Origin of the sequence: Sphaerisporangium album (assembly GCF_003323745.1) — a bacterium.
Taxonomy (GTDB): Bacteria; Actinomycetota; Actinomycetes; order Streptosporangiales; family Streptosporangiaceae; genus Sphaerisporangium; species Sphaerisporangium album.
On the sequence record NZ_QOIL01000006.1, the window covers coordinates 283,769 to 308,343 of the forward strand.

Annotated in this window: 14 protein-coding genes; 12 read left to right on the forward strand and 2 right to left on the reverse strand. The window is 71.6% G+C overall.

Annotation, left to right across the window (positions count from 1 at the left end; all coding sequences use genetic code 11):
- Positions 1-107 precede the first annotated feature (107 nt).
- The 8 genes from DQ384_RS13330 (at position 108) to DQ384_RS41210 (ending at position 11,997) form a co-directional block, all read left to right on the forward strand.
- Positions 108-347 (forward strand): DUF397 domain-containing protein, encoded by a 240-nt coding sequence (locus DQ384_RS13330; protein WP_114029064.1) that lies wholly within the window; start codon positions 108-110, stop codon positions 345-347.
- Positions 348-765: 418 nt separating this feature from the next.
- Positions 766-1,194: a large conductance mechanosensitive channel protein MscL gene (gene mscL / locus DQ384_RS13340; protein WP_114029066.1), complete on the forward strand. Its 429-nt coding sequence runs from the start codon at positions 766-768 to the stop codon at positions 1,192-1,194.
- A gap of 256 nt (positions 1,195-1,450) precedes the next feature.
- Entirely contained in the window at positions 1,451-3,886 is a 2,436-nt protein-coding gene (locus DQ384_RS13345) for a PQQ-dependent sugar dehydrogenase (RefSeq protein WP_114029067.1), read from the forward strand.
- 92 nt (positions 3,887-3,978) lie between these two features.
- Positions 3,979-5,064: an LLM class flavin-dependent oxidoreductase gene (locus DQ384_RS13350; protein WP_220182914.1), complete on the forward strand. Its 1,086-nt coding sequence runs from the start codon at positions 3,979-3,981 to the stop codon at positions 5,062-5,064.
- Positions 5,065-5,376: 312 nt separating this feature from the next.
- Positions 5,377-6,384: a LacI family DNA-binding transcriptional regulator gene (locus tag DQ384_RS13355; RefSeq protein ID WP_114029069.1), complete on the forward strand. Its 1,008-nt coding sequence runs from the start codon at positions 5,377-5,379 to the stop codon at positions 6,382-6,384.
- Positions 6,371-7,924 carry a serine/threonine-protein kinase gene (locus DQ384_RS13360; RefSeq protein ID WP_147268761.1) on the forward strand — a complete coding sequence of 518 codons (1,554 nt, stop codon included), beginning with the start codon at positions 6,371-6,373 and terminating at the stop codon, positions 7,922-7,924. Before DQ384_RS13355 ends, DQ384_RS13360 begins: the two co-directional genes overlap by 14 nt.
- Positions 7,925-8,503: 579 nt before the next feature.
- A complete protein-coding gene (locus DQ384_RS13365; protein ID WP_114029071.1) occupies positions 8,504-10,096 on the forward strand; it encodes a cellulase family glycosylhydrolase in 1,593 nt (530 codons plus the stop codon).
- 527 nt (positions 10,097-10,623) lie between these two features.
- Positions 10,624-11,997: an ice-binding family protein gene (locus tag DQ384_RS41210; protein WP_181871183.1), complete on the forward strand. Its 1,374-nt coding sequence runs from the start codon at positions 10,624-10,626 to the stop codon at positions 11,995-11,997.
- Positions 11,998-12,128: 131 nt separating this feature from the next.
- Here DQ384_RS41210 and DQ384_RS13375 read toward each other — a convergent pair whose 3' ends face one another.
- On the reverse strand, positions 12,129-12,356 hold the full coding sequence (locus DQ384_RS13375) for a DUF6158 family protein (protein ID WP_147268762.1): 228 nt from the start codon (positions 12,354-12,356) through the stop codon (positions 12,129-12,131).
- Between the two features lie 518 nt (positions 12,357-12,874).
- Between DQ384_RS13375 and DQ384_RS13380 the strand changes: the two genes are divergently transcribed.
- The 3 genes from DQ384_RS13380 to DQ384_RS13390 all read left to right on the forward strand — a co-directional run bounded on the left by DQ384_RS13380 (position 12,875) and on the right by DQ384_RS13390 (position 19,176).
- On the forward strand, positions 12,875-15,751 hold the full coding sequence (locus DQ384_RS13380) for a glycoside hydrolase family 48 protein (RefSeq protein WP_425451446.1): 2,877 nt from the start codon (positions 12,875-12,877) through the stop codon (positions 15,749-15,751).
- A gap of 151 nt (positions 15,752-15,902) precedes the next feature.
- Positions 15,903-18,263, forward strand: a complete 2,361-nt coding sequence (locus tag DQ384_RS13385) for a glycoside hydrolase family 9 protein (RefSeq protein ID WP_114029075.1) — start codon at positions 15,903-15,905, stop codon at positions 18,261-18,263.
- A gap of 346 nt (positions 18,264-18,609) precedes the next feature.
- Positions 18,610-19,176 (forward strand): C40 family peptidase, encoded by a 567-nt coding sequence (locus DQ384_RS13390; protein WP_114029076.1) that lies wholly within the window; start codon positions 18,610-18,612, stop codon positions 19,174-19,176.
- A gap of 128 nt (positions 19,177-19,304) precedes the next feature.
- Here DQ384_RS13390 and DQ384_RS13395 read toward each other — a convergent pair whose 3' ends face one another.
- Positions 19,305-23,906, reverse strand: a complete 4,602-nt coding sequence (locus tag DQ384_RS13395) for a cation-translocating P-type ATPase (protein WP_245966447.1) — start codon at positions 23,904-23,906, stop codon at positions 19,305-19,307.
- A gap of 279 nt (positions 23,907-24,185) precedes the next feature.
- Here DQ384_RS13395 and DQ384_RS13400 point away from each other — a divergent pair, with 279 nt between their 5' ends.
- Positions 24,186-24,548, forward strand: coding sequence for a DUF1304 domain-containing protein (locus DQ384_RS13400; protein WP_114029077.1), 363 nt, complete (start codon positions 24,186-24,188; stop codon positions 24,546-24,548).
- Positions 24,549-24,575 lie beyond the last annotated feature (27 nt).

A 24,575-nucleotide genomic window follows, 5' to 3' on the forward strand; every position in this document is an offset into this window, starting at 1 on the left:
AAGCGGCACGGCGGCGTCCCCGTCGAGGATCTTGGGGTGAGATACTGCGAGGGATGGACCACCGGCCAACGGTGGCCATGTCACGCCCGACACCGCCAGAGGAATCAATGAGGTTTCCGACAGCCGCGTATTTTCCTGCGGTCGAGTGGCGCACAGCCGCTCGTTGCACCACCAAGAATTGCGTCGAGGTCGCGATCACGGACGGGATGATAGCCGTGCGTGACTCGAAGGACCCCGCCAACCCGGCCCTGCTCTACACAGAGAGCGAATGGCAGGTTTTCATCGACGGCGCCAAGAACGGCGAGTTCGATGTCCGGAGTCTCAAAAAGGCGCCCAGCGGGAAGTGAACGACGCCGGGGTGGGTCAGAGCGGCCCACCCTGGCCTCTGCGGAAGCCCTTCCCCACCACGGCCCTCATTCCATAGATCACCCCGCCGGCGCAGAACGCCAAGGTGGGGCCACGCATACGGCGGCGAGAAAAGCCGGCTCCACGCCCGTGTGCCGTCGACTTCTCCGCGTCGTCCCATAGATAGTTCATCATCATCGCGAACAAATGCCGCCTCGTGGCCGTCAGGCCCGCGTGCTCAGGGATTTGTTCTCTCACCGAACGGAGTGGCTTTCGGCCCCGTCCGCCCAGCGGCCACCGGCAGAACCGGGTGGCGCCGCCTCGCGGGCCCGCTCGGGCTCGGAACGGTTTGCGGGTGGGCAGGCGGGTAGCCGGATGCCTTTCACACCCCCTACAAAGCTCTCCCCGGAGGAATCAAGGATGGGCGGATTCAGGAAGTTCCTGATGCGCGGCAATCTCGTCGAGCTGGCCGTGGCCGTGGTGGTCGGAGCCACGTTCAGCGGGCTGGTGCAGGCGCTGGTGGCGGATCTGATCACCCCGCTGATCGCCGCCGTCACGGGCGGCCGCCAGCCGGACTTCTCGCAGTACAAGTTCGTGGTGAACGGCGCCGAGTTCAAGTACGGCGATTTCGTGAACCACCTGCTGACGTTCATGATCATCGCTGCCGTCATCTACTGGCTCGTCGTGATGCCGATGACGCGGTTGATCTCTTTCTTCGACCGCGACAAGAAGGCCGCCGAGCAGCAGTGCCCGGAATGTCGCAGCGACATCCCGATCGACGCCCGCCGCTGCGCGTTCTGCACGGTCGAGCTGCAGACCGTGCCGGCCGACGACCGCCCGCCCGCCTGACGGCAGGAGCCCGGCCCGGAGGCCGGGGGCGTGAGGAAGGTGCCGCCGAGGCGGGCCGGGGTCGATCTCCAGTCCGTTCCCGGCGGCACCTTTCGCTCGCCACCGACCCGATGTATTTTTCGGAAAGGACCTTTACCAACCCGGCGGCCAGCGAGCCCCACCCGGCACCGCGTGACGACGCACCGCGACGAACGCGGATTTGACCCATGTCCCTGACTGGAGAAAAGCTCGAACAGTACAGATCCAGGAGGATCGAATGCGCGGAAGAAGACCCCGGTTACGCGGCCTGAGCTGCGTGGCGGCACTGCTCGGCGGCCTGCTCGTGGCCGCCGCCCCCGAGGCGAGCGCCGCCACCCGGTACGAGGCGGAGACAGCCACGATCTCGCAAGGATTGGTCGAGTCGAACCACGCCGGGTACTCCGGCACCGGGTTCGTCAACGGTGACAACGTCGCCGGCAGTTACACCGAGTGGACGGTCACGGCGGCGAACGCGGGCACCGCCACTCTCGCGATCCGCTACGCCAACGGCACCGCCGCGGACCGCCCCTCCGATGTCAGCGTCAACGGCACGGTGGTCGCCGCCGCCCGCTCCTTCCCCGCCACCGCCACCTGGGACACGTGGGCGACCGTCACGCTCACGGCGCCGGTCACCGCGGGGACCAACAAGATCCGCCTGACCGCCGCGGGCGCCGGCGGCAACCCGAACCTCGACTGGCTCGAAGCGGACGTCGCCACGGCCTCCACCGACTACCAGGCCGAGAGCGCGCAGCTCTCGCAGGCCAACGTCGCCACCAACCACACCGGCTACACCGGCACGGGCTTCGTCGACTACGTCAACACCGTCGGCGGCTACGTGCAGTTCTCCGTCACCGCCGCGGCGGCCGGGCCCGCGAGCCTGACCTTCCGCTACGCCAACGGCACCGCCGCGGACCGCCCGCTGGACGTCACCGTCAACGGCACGCTGGTGGCCTCCGGCCTGTCGTTCCCCGCGACCGCCAACTGGGACACCTGGCAGACCAAGGCGGTCAACGCGACGCTGAACGCGGGCGCCAACACCGTCCGCGCGACCGCGACCACCGCCGACGGCGGCCCCAACCTCGACAAGCTGACCGTCGCGGCGGCGTCCGACACCCAGCTCCCGACCACCCCCGGGCAGCCGTCCTGCTCGAACATCACCGCGACCGGCCTGACGCTGAGCTGGGGAGCTTCCACCGACAACGTCGGCGTCGCCGCGTACGACATCTACCACGACGGCAACAAGCTGGCGGAGGCCCCGGGCAACGTCACCTCGCGGGCGCTGACCGGCCTGTCGCCCGCCACCGAGTACCGGCTGTCGGTGTTCGCCCGCGACGCGGCCGGTAACGTGTCGCCGAGCAGCGCGCAGGCCGTCTGCACCACGCTGTCCAGCTCCGACACCGTGCCCCCGACCGCGCCCTCCGGCCTCGCGTTCTCCTCGGTGACCTCCACCGGGGCGCGGCTGACGTGGACCGCCTCCACCGACAACGTCGGCGTCACCGCCTACGAGGTCAGGAGCGGCTCCAACGTGTACGCGACCGTCACCGGAAACCCGCCCGCGACCGCGGTGACCGTCGGCGGCCTCGCCTGCGACAGCCCGTACACGCTGACCGTGGTGGCCAGGGACGCGGCGCTGAACACCTCCGCCCCGAGCAACGCCGTGTCGTTCCGTACGTCGGCGTGCGCGAGCGACGGCGGCACGCCGTCGAGCATCACGACGATCTCCACCGGCTGGTCCATCCCGTGGGGCACCGCCTGGATGCCGGACGGGCAGACGGCGCTGGTGACCGAGCGCGACACGTTCCGCGTCTACAAGGTCACCCCCGCCGGGGCGCGCACGCAGGTCGGCACCGTGCCCAACACGATGACCACCGACGGCGAGGGCGGCCTGATGGGCGTGGCCGTCGACCCGGCCTGGGCGACCAACCACTACGTCTACTTCATGCACACCGCCTCCGAGGGCAATCGCGTCGCGCGGATGACCTACGACGGCACCGCCCTGTCCGGCTACACGGTGCTGGTGCAGGGCATCAGGAAGAACCGCTACCACAACGGCGGGCGCCTCGCCTTCGGCCCCGACGGCTACCTGTACGCCTCGACCGGTGACGCGCAGACCTCCAGCCTCGCCCAGGACAGGAACTCGCTGAACGGCAAGATCCTGCGGATGACGACCACCGGCGCCCCGGCCCCGGGCAACCCGTTCGGCACGCTCGTCTACTCCATGGGTCACCGTAACCCGCAGGGGCTGGCGTTCGACCGCAACGGCCGGCTGTGGGAGGCGGAGTTCGGCAACAGCTCGCAGGACGAGCTCAACCTGATCAAGCCGGGCGCCAACTACGGCTGGCCGACCTGTGAGGGCACGTGCAGCGTGGCCGGCATGACGAACCCGAAGGCGTCCTGGCCGGTCGCGCAGGCCTCGCCGAGCGGCATCGCGATCGTCAGGAACGTGGTGTACATGGCCGCGCTGCGCGGCGAGCGGCTCTGGCGGATCCCGATCAACGGGGACACCGAGTCGGTCGGCACCCCCACGGCCTACTACGTCGGCGCCTACGGCCGCCTGCGGACGGTCACCAAGGTGCCGAACGCCGACCAGCTCTGGATGTCGACCACCAACGCCGACAACAACGGCGGCGGTGGTGCCGGCTCGGACCAGATCTTCCGGATCACCATCTCCTAGCCCGCGCACCCGCCCGCGCCGGGTACGGCCGCCCGCCGTACCCGGCGCCTTCCCGCCGGAATAGCCCTCGTCCGGCCTGGGTTGTCCGAGGTGTGAGCGATCAGATCCGTGGTGTGGCCCGTGGCGAGTCGAGCGTCCCGCTCTCGATCCTGGACCTGGCCACCGTGGGCGCGGGCGACACGCCCGCCGACGCCCTCCGTACGACGACCGAGCTGGCCCGGCGGGCCGAGGGCTGGGGCTACCACCGGTTCTGGGTGGCCGAGCACCACGGGATGCCGAGCGTCGCCAGCTCGTCCCCGGCCGTGATCCTCGCTCACCTCGGCGCGAACACGCGCACCATCCGGCTCGGCTCGGGCGGCGTGATGCTGCCGAACCACGCGCCGATCATCGTGGCCGAGCAGTTCGGCACCCTCCACGCCCTGCACCCGGGGCGCATCGACCTCGGCCTCGGCCGTGCCCCGGGCACCGACCAGGCGACCGCACGCGCGCTGCGCCGCAGGGCCACCCCGGACGCCGACGACTTCCCCGAGCAGCTCGCCGAGCTGATCGCCTTCCTCGACGACACCTACGGCGCCGGGGACCCGCACATGCGCATCCGGGCGATTCCCGGCGAGGCGAGCGCGCCCGGCTCGGGACGCCCGCCGATCTGGCTGCTCGGCTCCAGCGGGTTCAGCGCGGGGCTCGCGGCGCTGCTCGGCCTGCCGTTCGCGTTCGCCCACCACTTCAGCTCCGCCAACACGATCCCGGCGCTGGAGCTCTACCGCTCGCGGTTCGAGCCGTCCGAGGCGCTGGACAAGCCGTACGCGCTGATCGGCGTGAGCGCGGTGGCGGCGGACACCGGGAAGGAGGCGCTGCGGCGGGCGCGCACCGGCGCGCTCGGCATGCTGCGCCTGCGCCGTGGCATGCCCGCCCCGCTGCCCACGCCCGAGGAGGCGGAGGCGTACCCCTACAGCCCGATCGAGGAGCAGTTCGTCCGGGACTGGCTGGGCAACATGGTGTACGGCGACCCGGCGACGGTCCGCGCGGGCCTGGACGCGCTGCGCGAGCGCACGGGCGCGGACGAGCTGATGATCACCACCGGCGTCCACGGCGGCGAGGCCCGGCTGCGGTCCTTCGAACTGATCGCCGAGGCGTACGGCATGACCGAGGGCGGCGCGGCCGAGGGCGCCGGCGCATAACAGCCTGGTAACGACGCGGGCCCCGCGCGGGCCGTCGCGACATGGGGCGGAGCGCCCGAGGCGGGGGCTGAGCTGCCCGACCGGCCGTCAGGCGATGATCACCGCGGGGGAGGCGCGGCGGGTCCCCTAGGTCCCCCAACCTCCACGATCTCTGACAGGGACCTTTCTTCGCCTGGAATATGTCCGTAACATCGCCTCCAGATCCGCGCGGAACATTTACCCGAAACATCTGTTGACACGGAAGAAACACTGTTATTGTAGTGGGAGCGCTCCCACACCTTCGCGATAAACCCCCTAAGCGGAGGAAGCCGGATGGCTGACCAGCCCACCCTCGCCCAGGTAGCTGCCGAAGCAGGGGTCTCCCCCGCCACGGCATCACGGGTTCTCACCGGCTCGGTCCGGGTGAGCACCTCAACGCGCCGCCAGGTCCACGACGCCATGTCGCGACTCGGTTACGTACGGCATCGAGCGCCTCGGGGCACGTCCGCGCGACGCTCCGACCAGCTCGTCGCCGCGGTGATCTGCGAGCACACCCCCCGTATCTTCTCCGAGCCCTTCTACGCGCGGTTCCTGTCCGCCGCGGACGAGGTGTTCAACGCGTACGGTGTGCCGTTCGTCGTGATGACCGCCACCCCCGCCACCTCGACGATCGCCGCGCCTCCACTCGTGACCGGGTCCTTCGACGGCATCCTGCTCGCCGGAGCCAGGGAACGACATCCTTTGGCGATCACCCTCGCCGCCTCGGGCGTCCCGGTGCGCAGCGCCGGGCGGCCCCCGGACGGCGTCGACCTGCCCTACGCCGACATGGACAACCGCGACGGCGCCCGCCAGGCGGCGGAGCACCTGCTGCTCACCGACCGGCGGAACATCACGGTGATCGCGGGCCCGCCCACACTGCCGGGCGCCCGCGACCGCCTCGACGGCTTCCTGCGGACGCTGCACGCCGCCGGGATGACCGACGTCCCGGTGGCGTACGGCGACTTCAGCCACGCCTCCGGCGCGCACGCCATGCAGTGGCTGCTTCAACGCTCACCCCATCTCGACGCCGTCTTCGCCGCCTCCGACCCGATGGCGGCCGGAGCCCTCCAGGCGCTGCGGCGCGCCGGGCGGCGGGTGCCCGACGACGTGGCGGTCATCGGGTTCGACGACGCCCCGCTCGCCCGGCACACCTCCCCCACCCTGACCACGGTCCGCCAGCCGGTCGAGGAGCTCGCCGTCCTCACCGCCAGGATGCTGCTCATGGCCATCGCCTCCGAGGACGATGTCCCGCGCGGCAACCCGATCCTGCCCACGGAGCTGGTGATCCGTGAATCCACATGACTCGGGGACCATGCGGGAGGGCGACGTGCTCACGCGCCGCTACCGCCTCCTGGAACAGATCGCCTCGGGAGGGATGTCCGCGATCTGGCGGGCGTTCGACCAGTCGCTGCACCGAACGGTCGCGATCAAGGTGCTCGACGGGAGCCTCGGCGGCGACCAGGGCGGGCGCGAGCTGATCCGCAGGGAGGCGCGGGCGACGGCCCGCCTGATCCACCCCGACGCCATCGAGGTGTACGACTACGGCGAGACGGTCACCGCGCGCGGCCGTCTGGCGGCGTACGTCGTGATGCGCCTGCTGGACGGGCGTCCATTGTCCGAGCGGATCTTGGAAGGGCCGCTGCCCTGGCGTGAGGCCGCGACGATCGGCGCGCGGGTGGCCACGGTGCTCGCGGCCGCCCACCAGCGCGGGATCGTCCACCGCGACGTCACCGCCGAGAACGTCCTGCTCACGCCGGAGGGCGCCAAGCTGCTGGACTTCGGGATCGCGGCGTTCGTCGGCGAGCCGGTCGACCAGGCGCTCGCCGACTTCGGCACGCCACCGTACGTCGCGCCCGAGCGGCTGACCGGCGCGAGCGTGCACCCCGCCGTCGACGTGTACGCCCTCGGCGTGCTCCTCCACGAGATGCTCACGGGGCTCCCGCCCTACCCCGAGACCACCTGGGAGGCCGTCGAGGCGGCGGACCGCCGCGGACCCCCACCGGCGCCCACCGGCGTCCCCGACCTGCCCTCCGAGATCGCGGCGCTGTGCGCGGGCTGCCTCGCCGAGGACCCCGCCGACCGGCCCGGCGCGCAACACGTGGCCGACATCCTCACCGCGGCGCTGAACGCCCCGGCGATCCCGGGGCGCGAGACCGCCGTCTGGATCCGGCGGGTGCGCAGGGCCTCGGTCGCGGCGGCGGCCCTGTCGGCGTGGACAGCCGCCCTTCTCTGGATAAATCCGGATCTGTCGCCGCCGGCCGCCGCCGTCGACGCCCGTTCCACCGGCGCCGCCACGCCCGGCGGCCCGTCCGCGCAGGCCCCGCACACCGCGCGGACCTCGCCGCCCGTCCCCACACAGACCACCCATTCCGACCCCTCTGCCGACACCGCCGCCGTCCCGCGAACCACACCGACCCCCACCACACCAGCACAGACCACACCAACACAGACCACCCTTACGGAGGCCGTCCCGACCTCGCGCGCCGTCCTGATCCCGCCGAGCGCCCCCACGACGCCGGGCACGCGCGGCGACGAGACGGGCGCCGAGTGGGCCGGCGAGCCCACGACCGACAAGGTCCCGACCCTGACGCAGGCAGTGGGCCGGTTCAAGGCGGCGGTGTCGGCCGGCGAGGCCGCCGGGGACATCCGCACCGACGTGGCTCTCGACCTGCGCCAGGTCGTGGGCAACCTGCTCAGCGGCCCGGCCGGGGCCGAGGGGCTGATGGGCGTACGCAGAAAGCTGGAGGACCGCAGCCGCGAGGGGGCGCTCTCGCCCGATCGGCGGCGGAAACTGGAGCACGACCTGGACATCATCGACACCGCCCTCAGGCACGCCTCCTAGAGGCCCGTCCGGACGGCCGTTTTACCGACCTGATATTTCATGGCATACGCGGTCAGACCGCGAAAAGCTCTTGACTCCTGCAGTTGACGCAACGCCCGGAAATCACCAATGCGGCGGAAGGGAGCGCTGCGGGTACTGGGAGCTTTTCCAGCATCAAGGAATTCGTTCGCGGCGACAAGGGCGCGCCCGGCCCGGCGTGGACGGGTCACGAGCGCGGTGCCCCTGACCACGCGAAACCCCCCGGGCCGGGCAGGTTTTCGGCATGCCCGCCATGAAACTTTCGCGCCGTCCGGCACTCCGCCGTGCCCGCACGTCCCGCCCCGGCGTCCCTCCGGCCGGGGCATCCTGGCCGCCGGACGTGCCGGACGTGAAAGTTACACCCGTCCCCGCAGGTCAGCACGGCGGCGGCCCGGCCCGCGTTGACGTGCGCGAAACGCGCGCCGAACCATGACCTGCGCGGCCCGCCGTACGCCCCGGCCATGGCCTCCGGCCCCGCCTCGGCACGCGCACGGCCGTGAACGGCCGGCCGCGCCCGGCGCCTCCCCGCGCCGCGCCCCGTCCCCTCATGAAGGGCACCCGATGAGATCTCCCCGGATCGGCGGGAGGTGGCAGGCCGCGATCACCGCGGTCGCGGTCACCGCCGCCACCACCGCGCTCGCGGTCACGCTCGGCTCCCCGCCCGCCCAGGCGGCCGGCGGCACGGGTACCGGCTACCTCCACACCAACGGCAACAAGATCGTCGACAGTACCGGCGCGACGGTCCGGCTGACCGGTATCAACTGGTTCGGGATGGAGACCGACAACAAGACCTTCCACGGGCTCTGGTCGAGCAACCCCTGGCGAAGCCAGCTCGACCTGATGGCGAGCCTCGGCTACAACACCCTCCGCGTGCCCTTCTCCGACGACGCGATCAAGCCCGGCGCGGTGGCGACCAGCGTCAACACCTACACCAACCCCGATCTGGTCGGCCTGTCCCCGACGCAGATCCTGGACAAGGTGGTCGACTACGCCGGGAGCAAGGGGATGCGGATAATCCTCGACCGGCACCGGCCCACCTCGGCCGGCCAGACCGCGCTCTGGTACACGGCGGCCGTGCCGGAGAGCACCTGGATCAACGACTGGAAGGCGCTGGCCCAGCACTACGCGGGCAACACCACCGTCATCGGCGCGGACCTGCACAACGAGCCGCACGCCGACGGCACCGAGCCGAACAGCACGGGCTCGTGCTGGGGCTGCGGCGACACCGCCCGCGACTGGCGCCTCGCCGCCGAGCGCGCGGGCAACGCGATCCTGTCGGTGCAGCCGAACTGGCTCATCTTCGTCGAGGGCGTGAGCTGCCCGAGCGGCGGCAACCCCAACAGCTGGGACGACATCCCCGACGAGCCGTGCGGCTGGTGGGGCGGCAACCTGTCCCGGGCGAAGGACTTCCCGGTGCGGCTCAACGTGGCGAACCGGCTCGTCTACTCGCCGCACGAGTACGCGACCTCGGTCTTCCACCAGACGTGGTTCGACGACCCGACCTACCCGGCGAACATGCCGGCCATCTGGGACAGGTTCTGGGGATACCTCTACAAGCAGAACATCGCGCCCATCATGATCGGCGAGTTCGGCACGACGCTGGCGAGCAACACCGACAAGATCTGGCTCCAGGAGCTCATGAAGTACACCGGGACCGGCGTGAACGGCATGTCCTTCACCTACTGGTCCTGGAACCCCAACTCGGGGGACACCGGCGGCATCCTCAAGGACGACTGGACCACGGTCGACCAGGCCAAGCAGAGCATCCTGCAGCCGTACCTCATCCCGCCGGCCGGAGGAGGCGGAGGCACGCCCGGCCCGACGCCCACCCCCACGCCGACGCCCACCCCGCCCACCACCCGCTGCACCACGACGTACGCGATCACCAACTCCTGGTCCGGCGGGTTCCAGGCCGGGCTGACCGTCAGGAACGACGGCACGGCCACCTGGAACAACTGGACGGTGACCTGGACGATGCCGTCCGGCGTCACGCTGTCGAACGGCTGGAACGCGACGCTCACCCAGAGCGGGACGACCTTCACCGCCAAGGCGCCGACGTACGCCGCCACCCTGGCCCCCGGCCAGTCGGTGACCGTCGGCTTCACGGCCAACGGCCCCTCGACCCCGGGCGCCTCGAACATCACCTGCACGTGATTCCGCCCGGCGCGTGAGCCGCGCCGGAAATGCCGTGGACCGAGGGCGCGTCACCCCCGTGGTGGCGCGCCCTTTTCCTGTGCGCGGAGGTCGCGGCCTCGTGCGCCGGACGCCGCGGAACACCGTTCCCCGGCCTTCTCTACGCGCTCCTCGACGGCGCGCGGTGACCGCTTTGCCATGATGCCACCCGCCGGCACCGCGCCACGGGACGATCCTCGCGAATCATTCCGGCGCCCCTCTGACCTGGCCGTTCCGGCGCGATAAAAGCCGGGACCAATACCGGCGAAAAGCGGTTTTATTGTCCGACAGAACACTACCGGACGGACATTTCTAGCTTGCCCATGTTTGGCGTTTGATTCAAACTTTCCGCATGTCGCATGACGATCGCGGCGGCAACGCTAAGTACCGTGGGATCTCGGGACGCATTATCGGCAATGCGTTTTCACATAGCTATACCAACAGCAAAGGACCGCTTCATGAATCATGCCAGTCGGCCTCGTGTCGGGGCGCGACAAATCGTTCGTTCCTTGCTGGCGGCGGCTCTCACGGCGACCGTCGCGGTGTGGGTCGTCGCCGCGGCCCCCGGAGCCGGCGCGGCGGCACAGCCGGTCCCGGTGCCTCTCGGCGCGGCCGCCAACTTCGCGGTTCTGGGCGGGGTCTCCGTGACCAACACCGGCACCACGCACATCACCGGCGATGTCGGCGTCAGCCCGGGGACGACGGTGACGGGCTTCACGCCGCCGAGCATCGTGAACGGCGTCATCCACCACAACGACGCCACCGCCGTGCTCGCGCTGAGCAACCTGGCCACGGCGTTCGCCAACATCGCCGCGCGGCCGCTCACGAACCCGATCGCCGCGGCGCTCGGCGGCCAGACGCTCACGCCGGGCGTGTACACCACCGCCGCGGGGGCGTTCACGCTCTCGGGCACCCTGACCCTGAACGCCCAGGGGGACCCGAACGCCGTCTTCATCATCCGCGGCAGCGGTCTGTCCGTCGCTGCGGGCGCCACGGTCGCGCTGACCGGCGGCGCGCGGGCGTGCAACGTGTTCTTCGCGTTCACCGGCCCGGTGACGCTCGGCTCGGGGGCGACCCTGCGCGGCAACCTGCTGGTCGTCCCGACGACGGCGGGCACCGTCACGGTCGGCCGGAACGCCACCGTCGAAGGCCGGGTGCTGGTCGGCCCCCTCGGCACGGTGGCCGTCGACTCCTCGACGATCACGCGGCCCACGGGCTGCCTGGCGCCCAGGCCGACCACCACGACGGTGGTCTCGTCCTGCACGAAGTCCGGCAAACAGGGCCCGCTGACGCTGACCGCGACGGTGCGCACGGCCAACGGACCGGTGACCGCCGGTCAGGTCACGTTCACCAGCGACGGGACCGCGGTGGGCACGGCCGACCTCGACGCCTCCGGGCGCGCGACGCTCGCGAACCCGGCCCTGGCCGAGGGCGAGCGCCGGATCGTCGCCAGATTCCCCGGGGCCGCCGAGCTCGACCCGAGCGCCTCTGAGCCGCTGACGATGAAGGTCGGCCCCAACGGGACCTGCCCGGAGGAGTGCGACGAGGAGGACAAGGAAGACAAGGAGTTCGCGGAGCACGTCAAGCAGGATCGGCGGGACAAGAGGCGGTTCACGCGGCACCACGTGCGCCACGACCGCCACCACCACGACGACCATGGCAAGCTCGTGACCTGGCAGACCCTGAACACGCTCACCGAGGGTTTCCACGACGGCGGCCACCACCGGCACCACAGCCACCACGGCGGCTATGGGCGCCACCACCACGGCTACCCGCATCACCACGAGAAGCCGTACAAGAAGCACCACTACAAGAAGCACTTCAAGCCGCACTACCACAAGCACTACCAGGCGCCGCGTCCGCGCGTCGCCGTCACCGGGTGACATGACGCCGGAAACGCACGGGCCCGTCCGATCTCCTCGGACGGGCCCTTCGGCGTACTGGTGTCTTCTTCGCTACAGCTGACTTCCTTCCGGCACGCGCGGCCCCGCGGCCGCGCGGTCCGCCGCGCGGGCTAGGTTCCGGGCGCGTCCCCGGGCGCCGGGGCGTCAGCCGGGGCGGGCGGGGCGTCGTCCCCGCGGCGGCGGTCGAACTCCTCCTCCAGTTCACGGGTGCGGGACGCGAAATCGTCCAGGGCGTCCTCGGAACCGCGCAGCAGCGTCTCCATCCATGACTCCTCGAGCTCACGGAGCTCGTCGCGCAGATCTCGCACGCTCAGGTTTCTCGGATCGACTCTGTTCATGACTCCACCCTGTACCCGGCCTCCCGAATCCGTCACCCCCTCACAAAGCGGGATATCTCACACTGCCCTCGCCGCGCGGTGACGTCCCGGACCGGACTGAACGGCAGGTCGGAGACGGCCCGCACCGGACAGGACGGCAGGTCGCGGACGGTCCGGCGGGCCCGAGCCGGTCGTGGGTGCGCGTCCGCACCGCCGTCGCACGTGGGTGAAAGTTTCAGCTCACCGGTCGGCCCCGGCGGGCGGCGGGATCGCGAACGGGCAGGCAGGGGCGGAGGGACGCGTCAACAACGTGGAATCAGCCGGACATGTCATTGACATATTCGGCATGCTCACCAGAATCCGAAGTGGGAGCGCTCCCATCGTACAGACTCTTCCGCTTGACCCGGTGCGACCCAGGACGTGCCGAACCCCCGTACCTTCCATCGCATTCATCACCTTGGAGTACGTCCAGCATGTCAACATCATCGTTCGGAGCGGGAGCGCTCCCACGGTCACGGACGAAACGGCGCGGCGTGTGGGTGGCGCTCGTCGGCCTCGCGGCCGGTCTCCTCACGGTCGTAGCCCCCTCCCCGGCCTCGGCGGCCGTCGCCTGCTCGGTGGACTACACGACCACCGACTGGAACAACGGCTTCACCGGCGCCGTGAAGATCACGAACAACGGTGACCCCTGGACCAACTGGACGCTGCGCTTCACCTTCCCCGGTGGTCAGCAGGTCACCCAGGGATGGAGCGCCAACTGGTCGCAGTCCGGCGCCAACGTGACCGCCACCAATCTGAGCTGGAACGGCAACCTGGGTACCGGCCAGTCGACGAACATCGGCTTCAACGGGTCCCACACCGGCACCAACCCCAAGCCGACCTCGTTCACGATCAACGGCGTGGTCTGCAACGGCGGCACCCCGACCAACCAGCCGCCCACCGTCGCGCTGACGTCGCCGACCGCGGGCCAGACCTTCACCGCGCCCGCCACGGTCAACCTGGCAGCGAACGCCGCCGACTCCGACGGCACGGTCTCCAAGGTGGACTTCTACAGCGGCACCACGCTGCTCGGCACCGACACCACCGCGCCGTACACCTACAGCTGGACCGGCGTCGCGGCGGGCGACTACTCGCTGACCGCGAAGGCGACCGACAACGCCGGGGCCACGACCACCTCCAGCCCGGTGGGCATCACGGTGTCCGGCACGACCGCCCAGGCCATCGTGGTCAGCCCGACCACGCTGGTCGTCCCCGAGGGCGGCACCGCGACGTACGGCGTCAAGCTGTCCAAGGCCCCCACGGCCAACGTGACGGTGACGACGGCCAAGGCGACGGGCGGCGACGCCGACCTCACCGTGCAGTCCGGCGGCTCGCTGACCTTCACGCCCGCCAACTGGAACACGGCGCAGACGGTGACCATCGCCGCGGCCGAGGACGCCGACACGGCGGCCGGCACGGCGACGTTCACCTCCACCGCGACCGGCTGGACCTCCGCCTCGCTGGTGGCCACCGAGGCCGACAACGACGGCTCCGGCGGCAACAACGAGTACATCCAGCGCTTCACCACGATGTACAACAAGCTGCACGACCCCGCCAACGGCTACTTCTCGCCGCAGGGCGTGCCGTACCACTCGGTCGAGACGCTGATGGTCGAGGCCCCCGACCACGGGCACGAGACGACCTCGGAGGCGTTCAGCTACTACCTGTGGCTGGAGGCGGTGTACGGCCAGGTCACCGGCACGTGGACGCGGTTCAACGACGCGTGGGGGATCATGGAGAGGTACATCATCCCCTCCACGGCCGACCAGCCGACCAACTCCTTCTACAACCCGTCCAAGCCCGCCACCTACGCCGGCGAGTGGGACAACATCAGCCAGTACCCGTCGCGGCTCGACAGCGGCGTCTCGGTCGGCACCGACCCGCTGGCCAACGAGCTGAAGTCCGCCTACGGCACCAGCGACGTCTACGGCATGCACTGGCTGCTGGACGTCGACAACACCTACGGCTTCGGCCGCTGCGGCGACGGCACCACCAAGCCCGCCTACATCAACACCTACCAGCGCGGCCCCGAGGAGTCGGTCTTCGAGACCGTTCCCCAGCCGTCCTGCGACACCTTCAAGCACGGCGGCCCGAACGGCTACCTGGACCTGTTCACCGGTGACAGCTCCTACGCCAAGCAGTGGAAGTACACCAACGCCCCCGACGCCGACGCGCGCGCCGTCCAAGCCGCGTACTGGGCGTACACCTGGGCGAAGGCGCAGGGCAAGGAGTCGCAGATCTCGGCCACGGTCGCCAAGGCCGCGAAGATGGGCGACTACCTGCGCTACTCGATGTACGACAAGTACTTCAAGAAGCAGGGCTGCACCAGCACGTCCTGCCCGGCCGGGACCGGCAAGGACAGCTCGGCGTACCTGCTGTCCTGGTACTACGCCTGGGGCGGCGCCAACGACACTTCGGCCGGATGGGCCTGGCGCATCGGCTCCAGCCACAACCACTCCGGGTACCAGAACCCGCTCGCGGCGTGGGCGCTGTCCAACGTCGACGTGCTCAAGCCCAAGAGCCCGACGGCCGTCACCGACTGGAGCACCAGCCTGACGCGGCAGCTCGAGTTCTACCAGTGGCTGCAGTCGGCCGAAGGCGCCATCGCGGGCGGCGCGACCAACAGCTGGCAGGGGCACTACGCGGCCCCGCCGGCCGGCACGCCGACCTTCTACGGCATGGCCTATGACTGGCAGCCCGTCTACCACGACCCGCCGTCCAACCAGTGGTTCGGCTTCCAGGCGTGGTCGATGGAGCGCGTGGCCGAGTTCTACTACGCCACGGGCAACGCCACCGCCAAGTCCATCCTGGACAAGTGGGTGGCCTGGGCCATGGCCGGCACCACGATCAACGCCAACGGCACCTTCCAGATCCCGTCGACGCTGAGGTGGACCGGGCAGCCGAACACCTGGACCAACCCCCCGACGCCGAACACGGGCCTGCACGTCACGATCGCCGACTACACCAACGACGTCGGCGTCGCCGGCTCGTACGCCAAGGTGCTGATGTACTACGCCGCCAAGGCGAACAACACGGCGGCGAAGAACATGGCCAAGGCCCTGCTCGACGGCATCTGGGCCAACAACCAGGACGCCAAGGGCGTGTCGGTGCCGGAGACCAAGGCCGACTACAACCGCCTCGACGACCCGATCTACATCCCGGCCGGCTGGACCGGCAAGATGCCGAACGGCGACACGATCAACTCCAGCTCGACCTTCATCTCGATCCGGTCGTGGTACCGCAACGACCCGGACTGGCCGAAGGTCCAGGCCTACCTGAACGGCACGGGCCCGGCCCCGACGTTCAACTACCACCGCTTCTGGGCGCAGGTCGACGTCGCGGTCGCCCTCGCCGAGTACGGCCGGCTGTTCCCCTGATCCACCCGGTGCGCGGCGGCGCCTTGTGCGCGCCGCCGCGTCCGGGCCGGGTGCGGGGTGTGGTGGGCCCGACCCCCACCGCACCCCGCACCTTCCACCCCGCCCCCCTCCACTCCCCACCGTTCAGCTCTCCCGGTTCGAGAGGCGATCGATGTCCCTCCTGCGCACCCTCACCGGCCTCGCGGTCCTGCTCGCGTCGGCCGTGGCCGCGCCCGTGCTCACCTCGTCCGCCGCCGCCGCGCCCGCGTTCGCCTACGGCGAGGCGCTGCAGAAATCGCTGTTCTTCTACGAGGCCCAGCGCTCGGGTCGCCTCCCCGCCGGCAACCGCGTCACCTGGCGCGCCGACTCCGGCCTCGACGACGGCAAGGACGCCGGCCTGGACCTGACCGGCGGCTGGTACGACGCCGGCGACCACGTGAAGTTCGGCCTTCCGATGGCGGCGAGCGCGACCATGCTCGCCTGGGGAGGCGTGGAGTACCGCGACGCCTACCAGAGCTCGGGCCAGCTTCCGTACCTGCTGGACAACCTCAAGTGGGTCAACGACTACTTCATCAGGGCGCACCCCTCGCCGAACGTGCTGTACGGGCAGGTGGGCAACGGCGGCACCGACCACGCGTGGTGGGGGCCCGCCGAGGTCATGCCGATGAGCCGCCCGGCGTACAAGATCGACGCCTCGTGCGGCGGGTCGGACCTGGCGGGCGAGACGGCGGCGGCGATGGCGGCCTCCTCGATGGTCTTCCGCCCGACCAACCCGTCCTACGCCGACACGCTCGTCTCGCACGCCCGGCAGCTCTACACCTTCGCCGACACGGTGAGGAAGAAGTACAGCGAGTGCATCACCGACGCGGCCGGGTACTACCAGTCGTGGAGCGGCTACAACGACGAGCTGGTCTGGGGCGCGATCTGGCTGTACCGCGCGACCGGGGACGCCGCCTACCTGACCAAGGCCGAGACGTACTACGACAACCTGAGCACCGAGCCGCAGAGCACGACCCGCTCGTACAAGTGGACCATCGCGTGGGACGACAAGTCGTACGGCGCCTACGTGCTGCTGGCCCGGCTCACCGGCAAGCAGAGGTACGTCGACGACGCCGACCGCTGGCTGGACTACTGGACGGTCGGGGTGAACGGCGCGCGGGTGAACTACTCCCCCGGCGGCGAGGCAGTCCTGGACACGTGGGGCTCGCTGCGGTACGCGGCGAACACCGCCTTCGTCGCGCTCGTCTACAGCGACTGGCGCACGGACGCCACCCGTAAGACGAGATATCACGACTTCGCGGTCAGGCAGATCAACTACGCGCTCGGCGACAACCCGCGCAGGTCCTCGTACATGATCGGGTTCGGCGCCAACCCTCCCCGCAACCCCCACCACCGCACGGCGCACGGCTCCTGGACGAACAACCTGCAGGACCCGCCGAACAGCCGGCACATCCTGTACGGAGCCCTCGTCGGCGGCCCGAAGTCCAACGACGACGCCTACACCGACAGCCGCGCCGACTACGTGATGAACGAGGTCGCGACCGACTACAACGCGGGCTTCACCGGCGCGCTGGCCCGGCTGTACAAGGAGTACGGCGGCGCCCCGCTGGCCGACTTCCCCACGGCCGAGACGCCCGACGGGCCGGAGATCTACGTGCAGGCCTCGGTCAACTCCGCCGGGACCACGTACACCGAGATCAAGGCGATCGTCCAGAACCATTCGGCGTGGCCGGCCCGCGCGCTGACCGACGGCGCGTTCCGCTACTACTTCACCCTGGACGGCGCCACGACGCCGGCCCAGATCACGCTGGCCTCCGCCTACACCCAGTGCAAGCCGCCGACCGGACCGACCCAGTTCTCGGGGAAGGTCTACTACGTCACCATCGACTGCTCGGGCACGTCGATCGCCCCCGCCGGGCAGTCGGAGTCGCGGCGCGAGGCGCAGTTCCGCATCGCCAGCACGTCCGGGTCCTGGGATCCGTCCAACGACTGGTCCTACACCGGGGTGGCGACCACGCCGGGCGCGACGCCGGTGACCGTCAGGAACATACCGCTCTACTCCGGCACGCGGAAGATCTGGGGCGACACGCCGGGCACCGACCCCACGCCGACCCCCACCCCCACGCCGACGCCGACCCCGACCGTGACGCCGACCGTGACGCCGACGCCCACGCCCACCCCCACGCCGACCCCGACCCCGACGCCGACGCCGACGCCGACGGCAGGCAAGGCGTGCGCGGCGGTGTACAAGATCACCAATAGCTGGAGCGGCAACTTCCAGGCCGACGTGACGGTGACCAACAGCGGGAGCGCGGCGATCACCGGCTGGACGGTCGCCTGGACGTTCGCGGGCGGCCAGACCATCACGCAGCTCTGGAACGGCGCCCACACGCAGACGGGCGCCAACGTCTCGGTGAAGAACCTGTCCTGGAACGGCGGCCTCGCGGCCGGCGGGTCGGCGGCGTTCGGCTTCACCGCGAGCGTCAGCGGCGCGAACGCGGTCCCGTCCACGGTGACCTGCACGCCCGCCTGAGCTTCCAGACGTGGTCTCGAAATCGCCCTGGGAGCGCGAGACCACAGCCCGGCCGGGCCTTTCAAGCGGGCCCGGCCGGGCCCCCCAATCCTCAGAAGTCCCCGCCCGAGGACCGCAGGGGTACGGCTCCGCCAGCCGTACCCCTGCCCGGCCGCGAGGCCCCACCGGGACGGTGAGCACCGTCTGCGACAGCAGGATCACGGTGGCCGCCACCAACGGTGATCGCCGCAGCTCACCAGCCTCGCCATACCGCACTATGCGTGACATTTCATTAAATCCGCGCACGTAGCGGTCACCCGATGAGAATTGTGAGGGCGGACATCGACCAGGGAACGGGGGGTTCCACGTGCGGCGATCCGTCAGGCTGGCGGTCGCGGCGGCCGTCCTCACCCTCGCGGCGGGATCGGCGCCCCTGGTCGTCGCCGAGAAGCCGAACCGGGTGGTGGCCATCGCCCGGGCCATCCTCGACGGGCAGAAGCAGAGCCGGTGGGACGGCGGGGCGATCCCGTACGTTTGGGGCGGCGGGCACGGCAGCCTCCCCGGCCCGTCGCTCGGCACCTGCCAGGGCTACCACGGGTCCATCCGGCCCTGCCCGGCCGACACCACGCTCGGCCTTGACTGCTCGGGGCTGACCCGGTGGGTGTACCAGCTCGCCTTCAAGCGGGACGTGCTCGGCGGCGGGAACACCGACGACCACCTCCGCCGCCTGCGCAGGGTCCCGGCCAAGGCGGCCCGTCCGGGCGACCTGGTCTTCTACGGCAAGGTGCGCAAGCGGACCGTCCGGACGCACCACGTCGGCATCTACATCGGCGGCGGGAAGATGATCAACGCGCTGCGCACGGGCACCACGATCCGCACCGACCGCGTCACCGTCCTGCCCGACCTCGCCGGGTACTACCGGTACGAGGATTGACCATCCCGGCTCGGACGCGCCACGCTATAGGGCCCTGTATGGGGCCGGTATGGGGCCGACCACCCGGCTCAGACCTCCAGGCGGAACACCGTTCCCGCTCAGACGTCCGGGCGGACCACCGCCCCCGCTCAGGTCTGCTGGTACGAGGGCGTCCGCCCCGGCTCGGCCTCGTGAGTGGCGGGGACCGGCTCCGGCCGCGCGTCCCCGGGCCGCTCCGGAGCCGCCGGAGCCTGCGCGGCCCGCCGCTGCACGAGCGCGCCGAGGCCGGTCGCGGCGGCGGCACAGCCCAGGCCGATCGCCCAGCCCACCGGCCCGAGCGGACGGCTGCCGAAGAACCGGCTGACCCCCGGCACGGACACTGCCAGCCACAGCATCGCCAGGGACCCCAGCGAGGCGAGCACGACCAGCCGGTCCCGCCCGCCCCCCGCCACGGTCTGGAAGAGCTGCGCCGCGACGAGCGCGACCAGCCCGATCGTGTCCGCCCGCCCCTTGGTGCCGGTCAGCCGCCCGGCGAGCCAGGCCGCGATCGCGGCGCTCGCCGTGACGACCGAGCGCAGGTAGATGTCACGGGTCAGCGACGCGCCGAGCGACGCCTCCGGCCCCTCGGCCAGCAACTTTTCCGGATCGACCGACGCGGGCGGCCGCACGGCGACCGCCAGGGCCGGGGCCATGTCGGTGAGCAGGTTCACCAGCAGGAGCTGGCGGGCGTTGAGCGCGCTGCCGCCCGCGAGCAGCCCGGTCCCGACCGTGAAGATGACCTCGCCGACGTTGCCGCCGAGCAGGATGCTCAGCGAGTCGCGCACAGAGGTCCACATCGCCCGGCCCTCGACGATCGCGTCCACGATCGTCTCGATACGGTCGTCGGTCACCACCAGGTCGGCGGCGGCGCGCGCGGCGGGCGTGGCGCGCGAGCCCAGCGCGATGCCGACGTCCGCCATGCGGATCGCGGGCGCGTCGTTGGCGCCGTCCCCCGTGACCGCCACGACCTCCCCGGCCCGGCGCAGGCAGGTGACGATGCGCGCCTTGTGCGCCGGGGTCGCGCGGGCGAAGACGGCGACGTCGGGCAGCACCTTGGTCAGCGTCTCGTCGTCGAGCTCCTCCAGCTCGGGGCCGGTCATCACGCGGCGGCCGTTCAGCGCGTCCAGCTCGGCGGCGATGGCCTCGGCGGTGCTCGGATGGTCGCCGGTCACCATCACGATGCGCACCCCGGCGCGGACCAGGCGGCGGACGCTCTCGGCGGCGGTCGGGCGCACCGGGTCGGCCAGGCCGAGGAAGCCGAGGAAGCACAGCTCCTCGATGCGGGACTCGTCCAGGTCGCTCCGGTCCGAGGCGGGGCGCTCGGCGACCGCCAGCACCCGGAACCCCTGGTGCGCCAGCCGGTCGACCTCCCGCTCCAGCGCGCGCCGCGCGACGTCGTCCAAGGGGACGGGGGTCCCGTCGGCGAGCACCTTGTCGCAGTGCGTCAGCACGATCTCGGGGGCGCCCTTGACGCTCAGCAACTGCCCGCGCTCGGTCGCGCCGAGGACGGCGTGGTACCCCCGGCCCGGCTCGAACGGCATCTCGTCGACGCGTTCCCAGCTCTCCAAGCCCTCCTGCGGGGTGACGCCGATACGCTCGGCGCCGTCCAGCACCGCGCGGTCGGTGGGGTGGGCGATCACCCGCCCGCCGCCGGACAGCGGGCTCGCCCGGACGGCCGCCGCGAGGATCCGCCTCAGCCGCTCGGTGGCCTCCTCGACGGGCGCGCCCACCTGCCCGTCCGAGACGTAGCGCAGGCTGATGTGCCCCACGGTCAGCGTCCCGGTCTTGTCGAAGCACAGCACGTTGACGCGGCCGAGCGCCTCGATCGTGGAGGGGTTGCGCACCAGCGCCGCCCGCTTCGACAGCCGCCGCGCCGCCGCCAGCTCGGCCAGGGTCGCCACGAACGGCAGCCCTTCGGGGACCGCGGCCACCGTCAGGCTGACGGCCGGGGTGAGCGCCGCGGCGAGGGGACGGCCACGCCACAAGTCCGTGAGCAGCAGCACGACCCCCGCGCCGATCGAGATCGGCAGGATGCGGCGGCTCAGCTCGCGCAGCCGCAGCTCGACCCCGGTCGGCGGGCTCGGTTCCCCGGCCAGCCTGGCGCTGCGGCCCGCCTCGGTCATGTCGCCCGTCGCGACGATCACCGCGCGCCCGCTGCCCGCCGCGACCGTCGTGCCCTGGTAGACCATGGAGCTGCGGTCCGCGACCGCCGCGGCCACCGTCGGCGCGGCCGTCTTCGTGACGAGCTGCGACTCCCCCGTGAGCGTCGACTCGTCGACCTCCAGGCCGACCGCCTTGATGACCCGCGCGTCGGCGGGCACGGCGTCCCCCGCGCGCAACTCCACCACGTCGCCGGGGGCGAGGTCCTCCTTGGTGGCGGCCACGGTGCCGTCCGGGCGGCGCAGCCGCACGCGGACCTCGGTCGCCTCGGTGAGCCGGTGCAGCGCCCGGTCGGCGCGGAACCGCTGCACGCCGCCGAGCAGCGCGTTCGTCACCATCACCACGCTGATCATGATCGCGTCCAGCACCGATCCGACCAGGGCCGACAGGACCGCTCCGGCCGCGAGCGCGGGCGTCAGCGGGTTCGCCAGCTCCTCGCCCATCGTGCGCGCGAGCGACCGCGGCCGCTCGGCCTCCTCCGGCCCGCCCTCGCGCCGGCGGCCCTCGGCTTCCTCACCCGAGATGCCGTGGGACGACGAGCCGAGCCGCGCCAGGACCTCCTTGACCGACATGGCGTGCCATGGGGTCGCGTCGGCGCGCAGCGGGGCGGGCCGGCGGCCGGCTGCGCGTCCCGACCACTCGCCGAGCAGGACGGCGGCCACCGAGGCGGCGGCGTCCAGGAAGTACGCCCGGCGAAGCGCGGTCGCCTCCGGCCCGGCGATCGCGAGCAGGCTGCCGACGACCGCGGCGGCGGCGCCGAGCCGCACCCCGTTCGTGCTCGTGCTCACCGCCCGGGGCAGGCAGCTCAGGAACAGGTGGACGCCGGACTGGTCGGCGACGACGTCGGCGTCCCACGGGACGATCCCCTCCGCGTCCGGCACGCCGACGCCGATGTCCGCCTGGGCCAGCGCCGCGCCGGCGCCCCGCGTCACCACGACCACGCCGTGGCCCCGCGCCTGCAGGCCACAGACGTGGCAGGCCGCGTCGGCGTCCGCCGCCAGCACCTCCTTGATCGAGAAGCGCTGGGCCAGGTCCTGGCCGCCCGCCAGCACCACGGTCCCGGCGGCCTTCGCGGCGGCGACGATGGCCTCGGCCAGCGGGTCCACCTCGCGCGCGAGGCCGGCGACCGCGATCGGCTTCCCGCCGCTGCGCACCTCGAAGGCCCGCAGGCCGCGCTCCCGCCACACGGGGCCCCAGGTGGAGGGCAGGACGTCCAGGTCTTCGATCGGCGTGATCGACCAGTCCTGCCCGGCGTCCCCGCCCTCACCCTCACCGGACCGGCCGTCGGCCGAATCCCCGTTCCCGGACGCCTTCCCGTTCACCGCCCCGGACGCCTTACCGGGCGCCTTCCCGTTCGCTTCCCCGGGCGTCTTACCGGACGTCGTTCCGGAGAATTCCCCGGACGCCGCGTCGCCGGACCGGGTCCCACCCCCCGGATCCGAGAAGTCGATCAAGGAGTACAGCCGCGCGTACAACTCGCCGGTCGTCATGCCCTCCGTGAGCGGCTCGACCCGGTCGATCGTCCACGCCCCGGTGGTCAGCACGTCCGCGTGCAGGATCACCGTGTCCACCCGGTCCATCGCGCGCAGCACGTGCGCGTTCAGGACCACCGACTCCCTGGCCGCCAGCGCGCGGCCGATCGCCCCGGCGAACGCCTCGCGGGTCACATCGGCGATCTTCGGGGTGCCGGCGACCAAGACCGACAACGCGCGCGGGCCGTGCGCGGTGATCAGCCGGGTCGCCGCATAGGCGGCGGCCGACGCGGGGGCGGCGATCTCCGCGTACCGCTCGATGGGGCCGTGCGGCAGATGATCCGGACACGGACCGGCGACCGCCCTGATGTGGCGGTAGCTCCCCGGGATCCCGGCCAGCCGTTCCTCCAGCCGCTTCCAGGCCCCGAACTCCGCCCTGGCCTCCACGTACCGGCAGACCGAGCCCGCCGTCTGCGTGACCAGCCCGAGCGGACGCGAGGCCAGCGTCTGCGTGACCATGAGGACCGTCGTGAACAGCGTGTCGGCCGGGCCACGGCCCACACGGGCGTCGAGCGCCTCGCGCGCGGCCGGACTGGAGTTCAGCAGGTTCGCGATGGCGGGCACGATCGGGTTCAGCGCCCGTACGCGGACGATCTGGCCGGTGATCGCCAGCCCCGCCGAGACCACGCTCGCCGTCAGGCGGATCGCCGCGCGCCTGTACTCGTCCGCCGGGTCGACCGGGGTCTCCCCCGCCGCGTCCCCATTGACGTCGAACTCCTCGACGACCGCCAGCAGCGTGTCCTCGTCGGGACGGGACTCGGCCCGCGTCAAACCTATGAACACGCAGCCGAGACGGCCGTTGACCTCGGCCCGCTCGACGCCGGGCACCGCGCGGAGCCGATCCTCCAGCGCGCGGGCCGCGTCCTCGGTGCCCGCGCCGCCGATCGCCCGCAGCTCGACGCGGACTCCCCCGGCGCAGCGCACGAGCCTGCGCGGGGACCGGACGGCGCCCCGTAGCGGGGCGGGCAACACCGCTCGCACCAGCGACACCGACGACGTCAGCACACGCGTCAGCACCATGCGGCTCTCCAGCGGGCGCACCTCATCATCCCTCCACGCGGGAGTCCGGGGGGCGTCCAGCGGAGCCGTACGAATGACCAGGTCAAGCGTCGCCTCCGACGACCGGGCGGCCGTCCCCGACACTGTTCCTCCCCCCAGGACCCCATAAACCCCGCCCAGGCACAACAGCCGAACCCACCCGTCCTGGATGGCCCAGGATCACCGCCCGCGACGCCACCCCCCTAGGCTGGCCCGGTCGGCCGTCTGGCGGCCGCGTCCCCCCGATCCCGAGGAGCCCCGATGAGAGTGCCGGCCGACGTGGTGGTGGCGGCGATCGCGCTGCTGCACGTCTACATCCTGGTGCTGGAGATGTTCCTCTGGACGACGCCCCGGGCGATGAAGGCCTTCGGCACCGACCCGGACCTCGCGCGGAAGACGAAGACCCTCGCCGCGAACCAGGGCCTCTACAACGGCTTCCTCGCCGCCGGCCTCGTCTGGTCCCTGCTCGCCCCCGACCCCACGGCCTTCCACGCGAAGCTCTTCTTCCTGACCTGCGTGGCCATCGCCGGCCTCTACGGCGCCGCCACCGCCAACCGGAGAATCCTCTTCATCCAGACCGTCCCAGCGGTCATCGCCCTCGTCCTCGTCCTGCTCGCCCACTGACGCCCTGGCATCGCTCACGCCGATTTG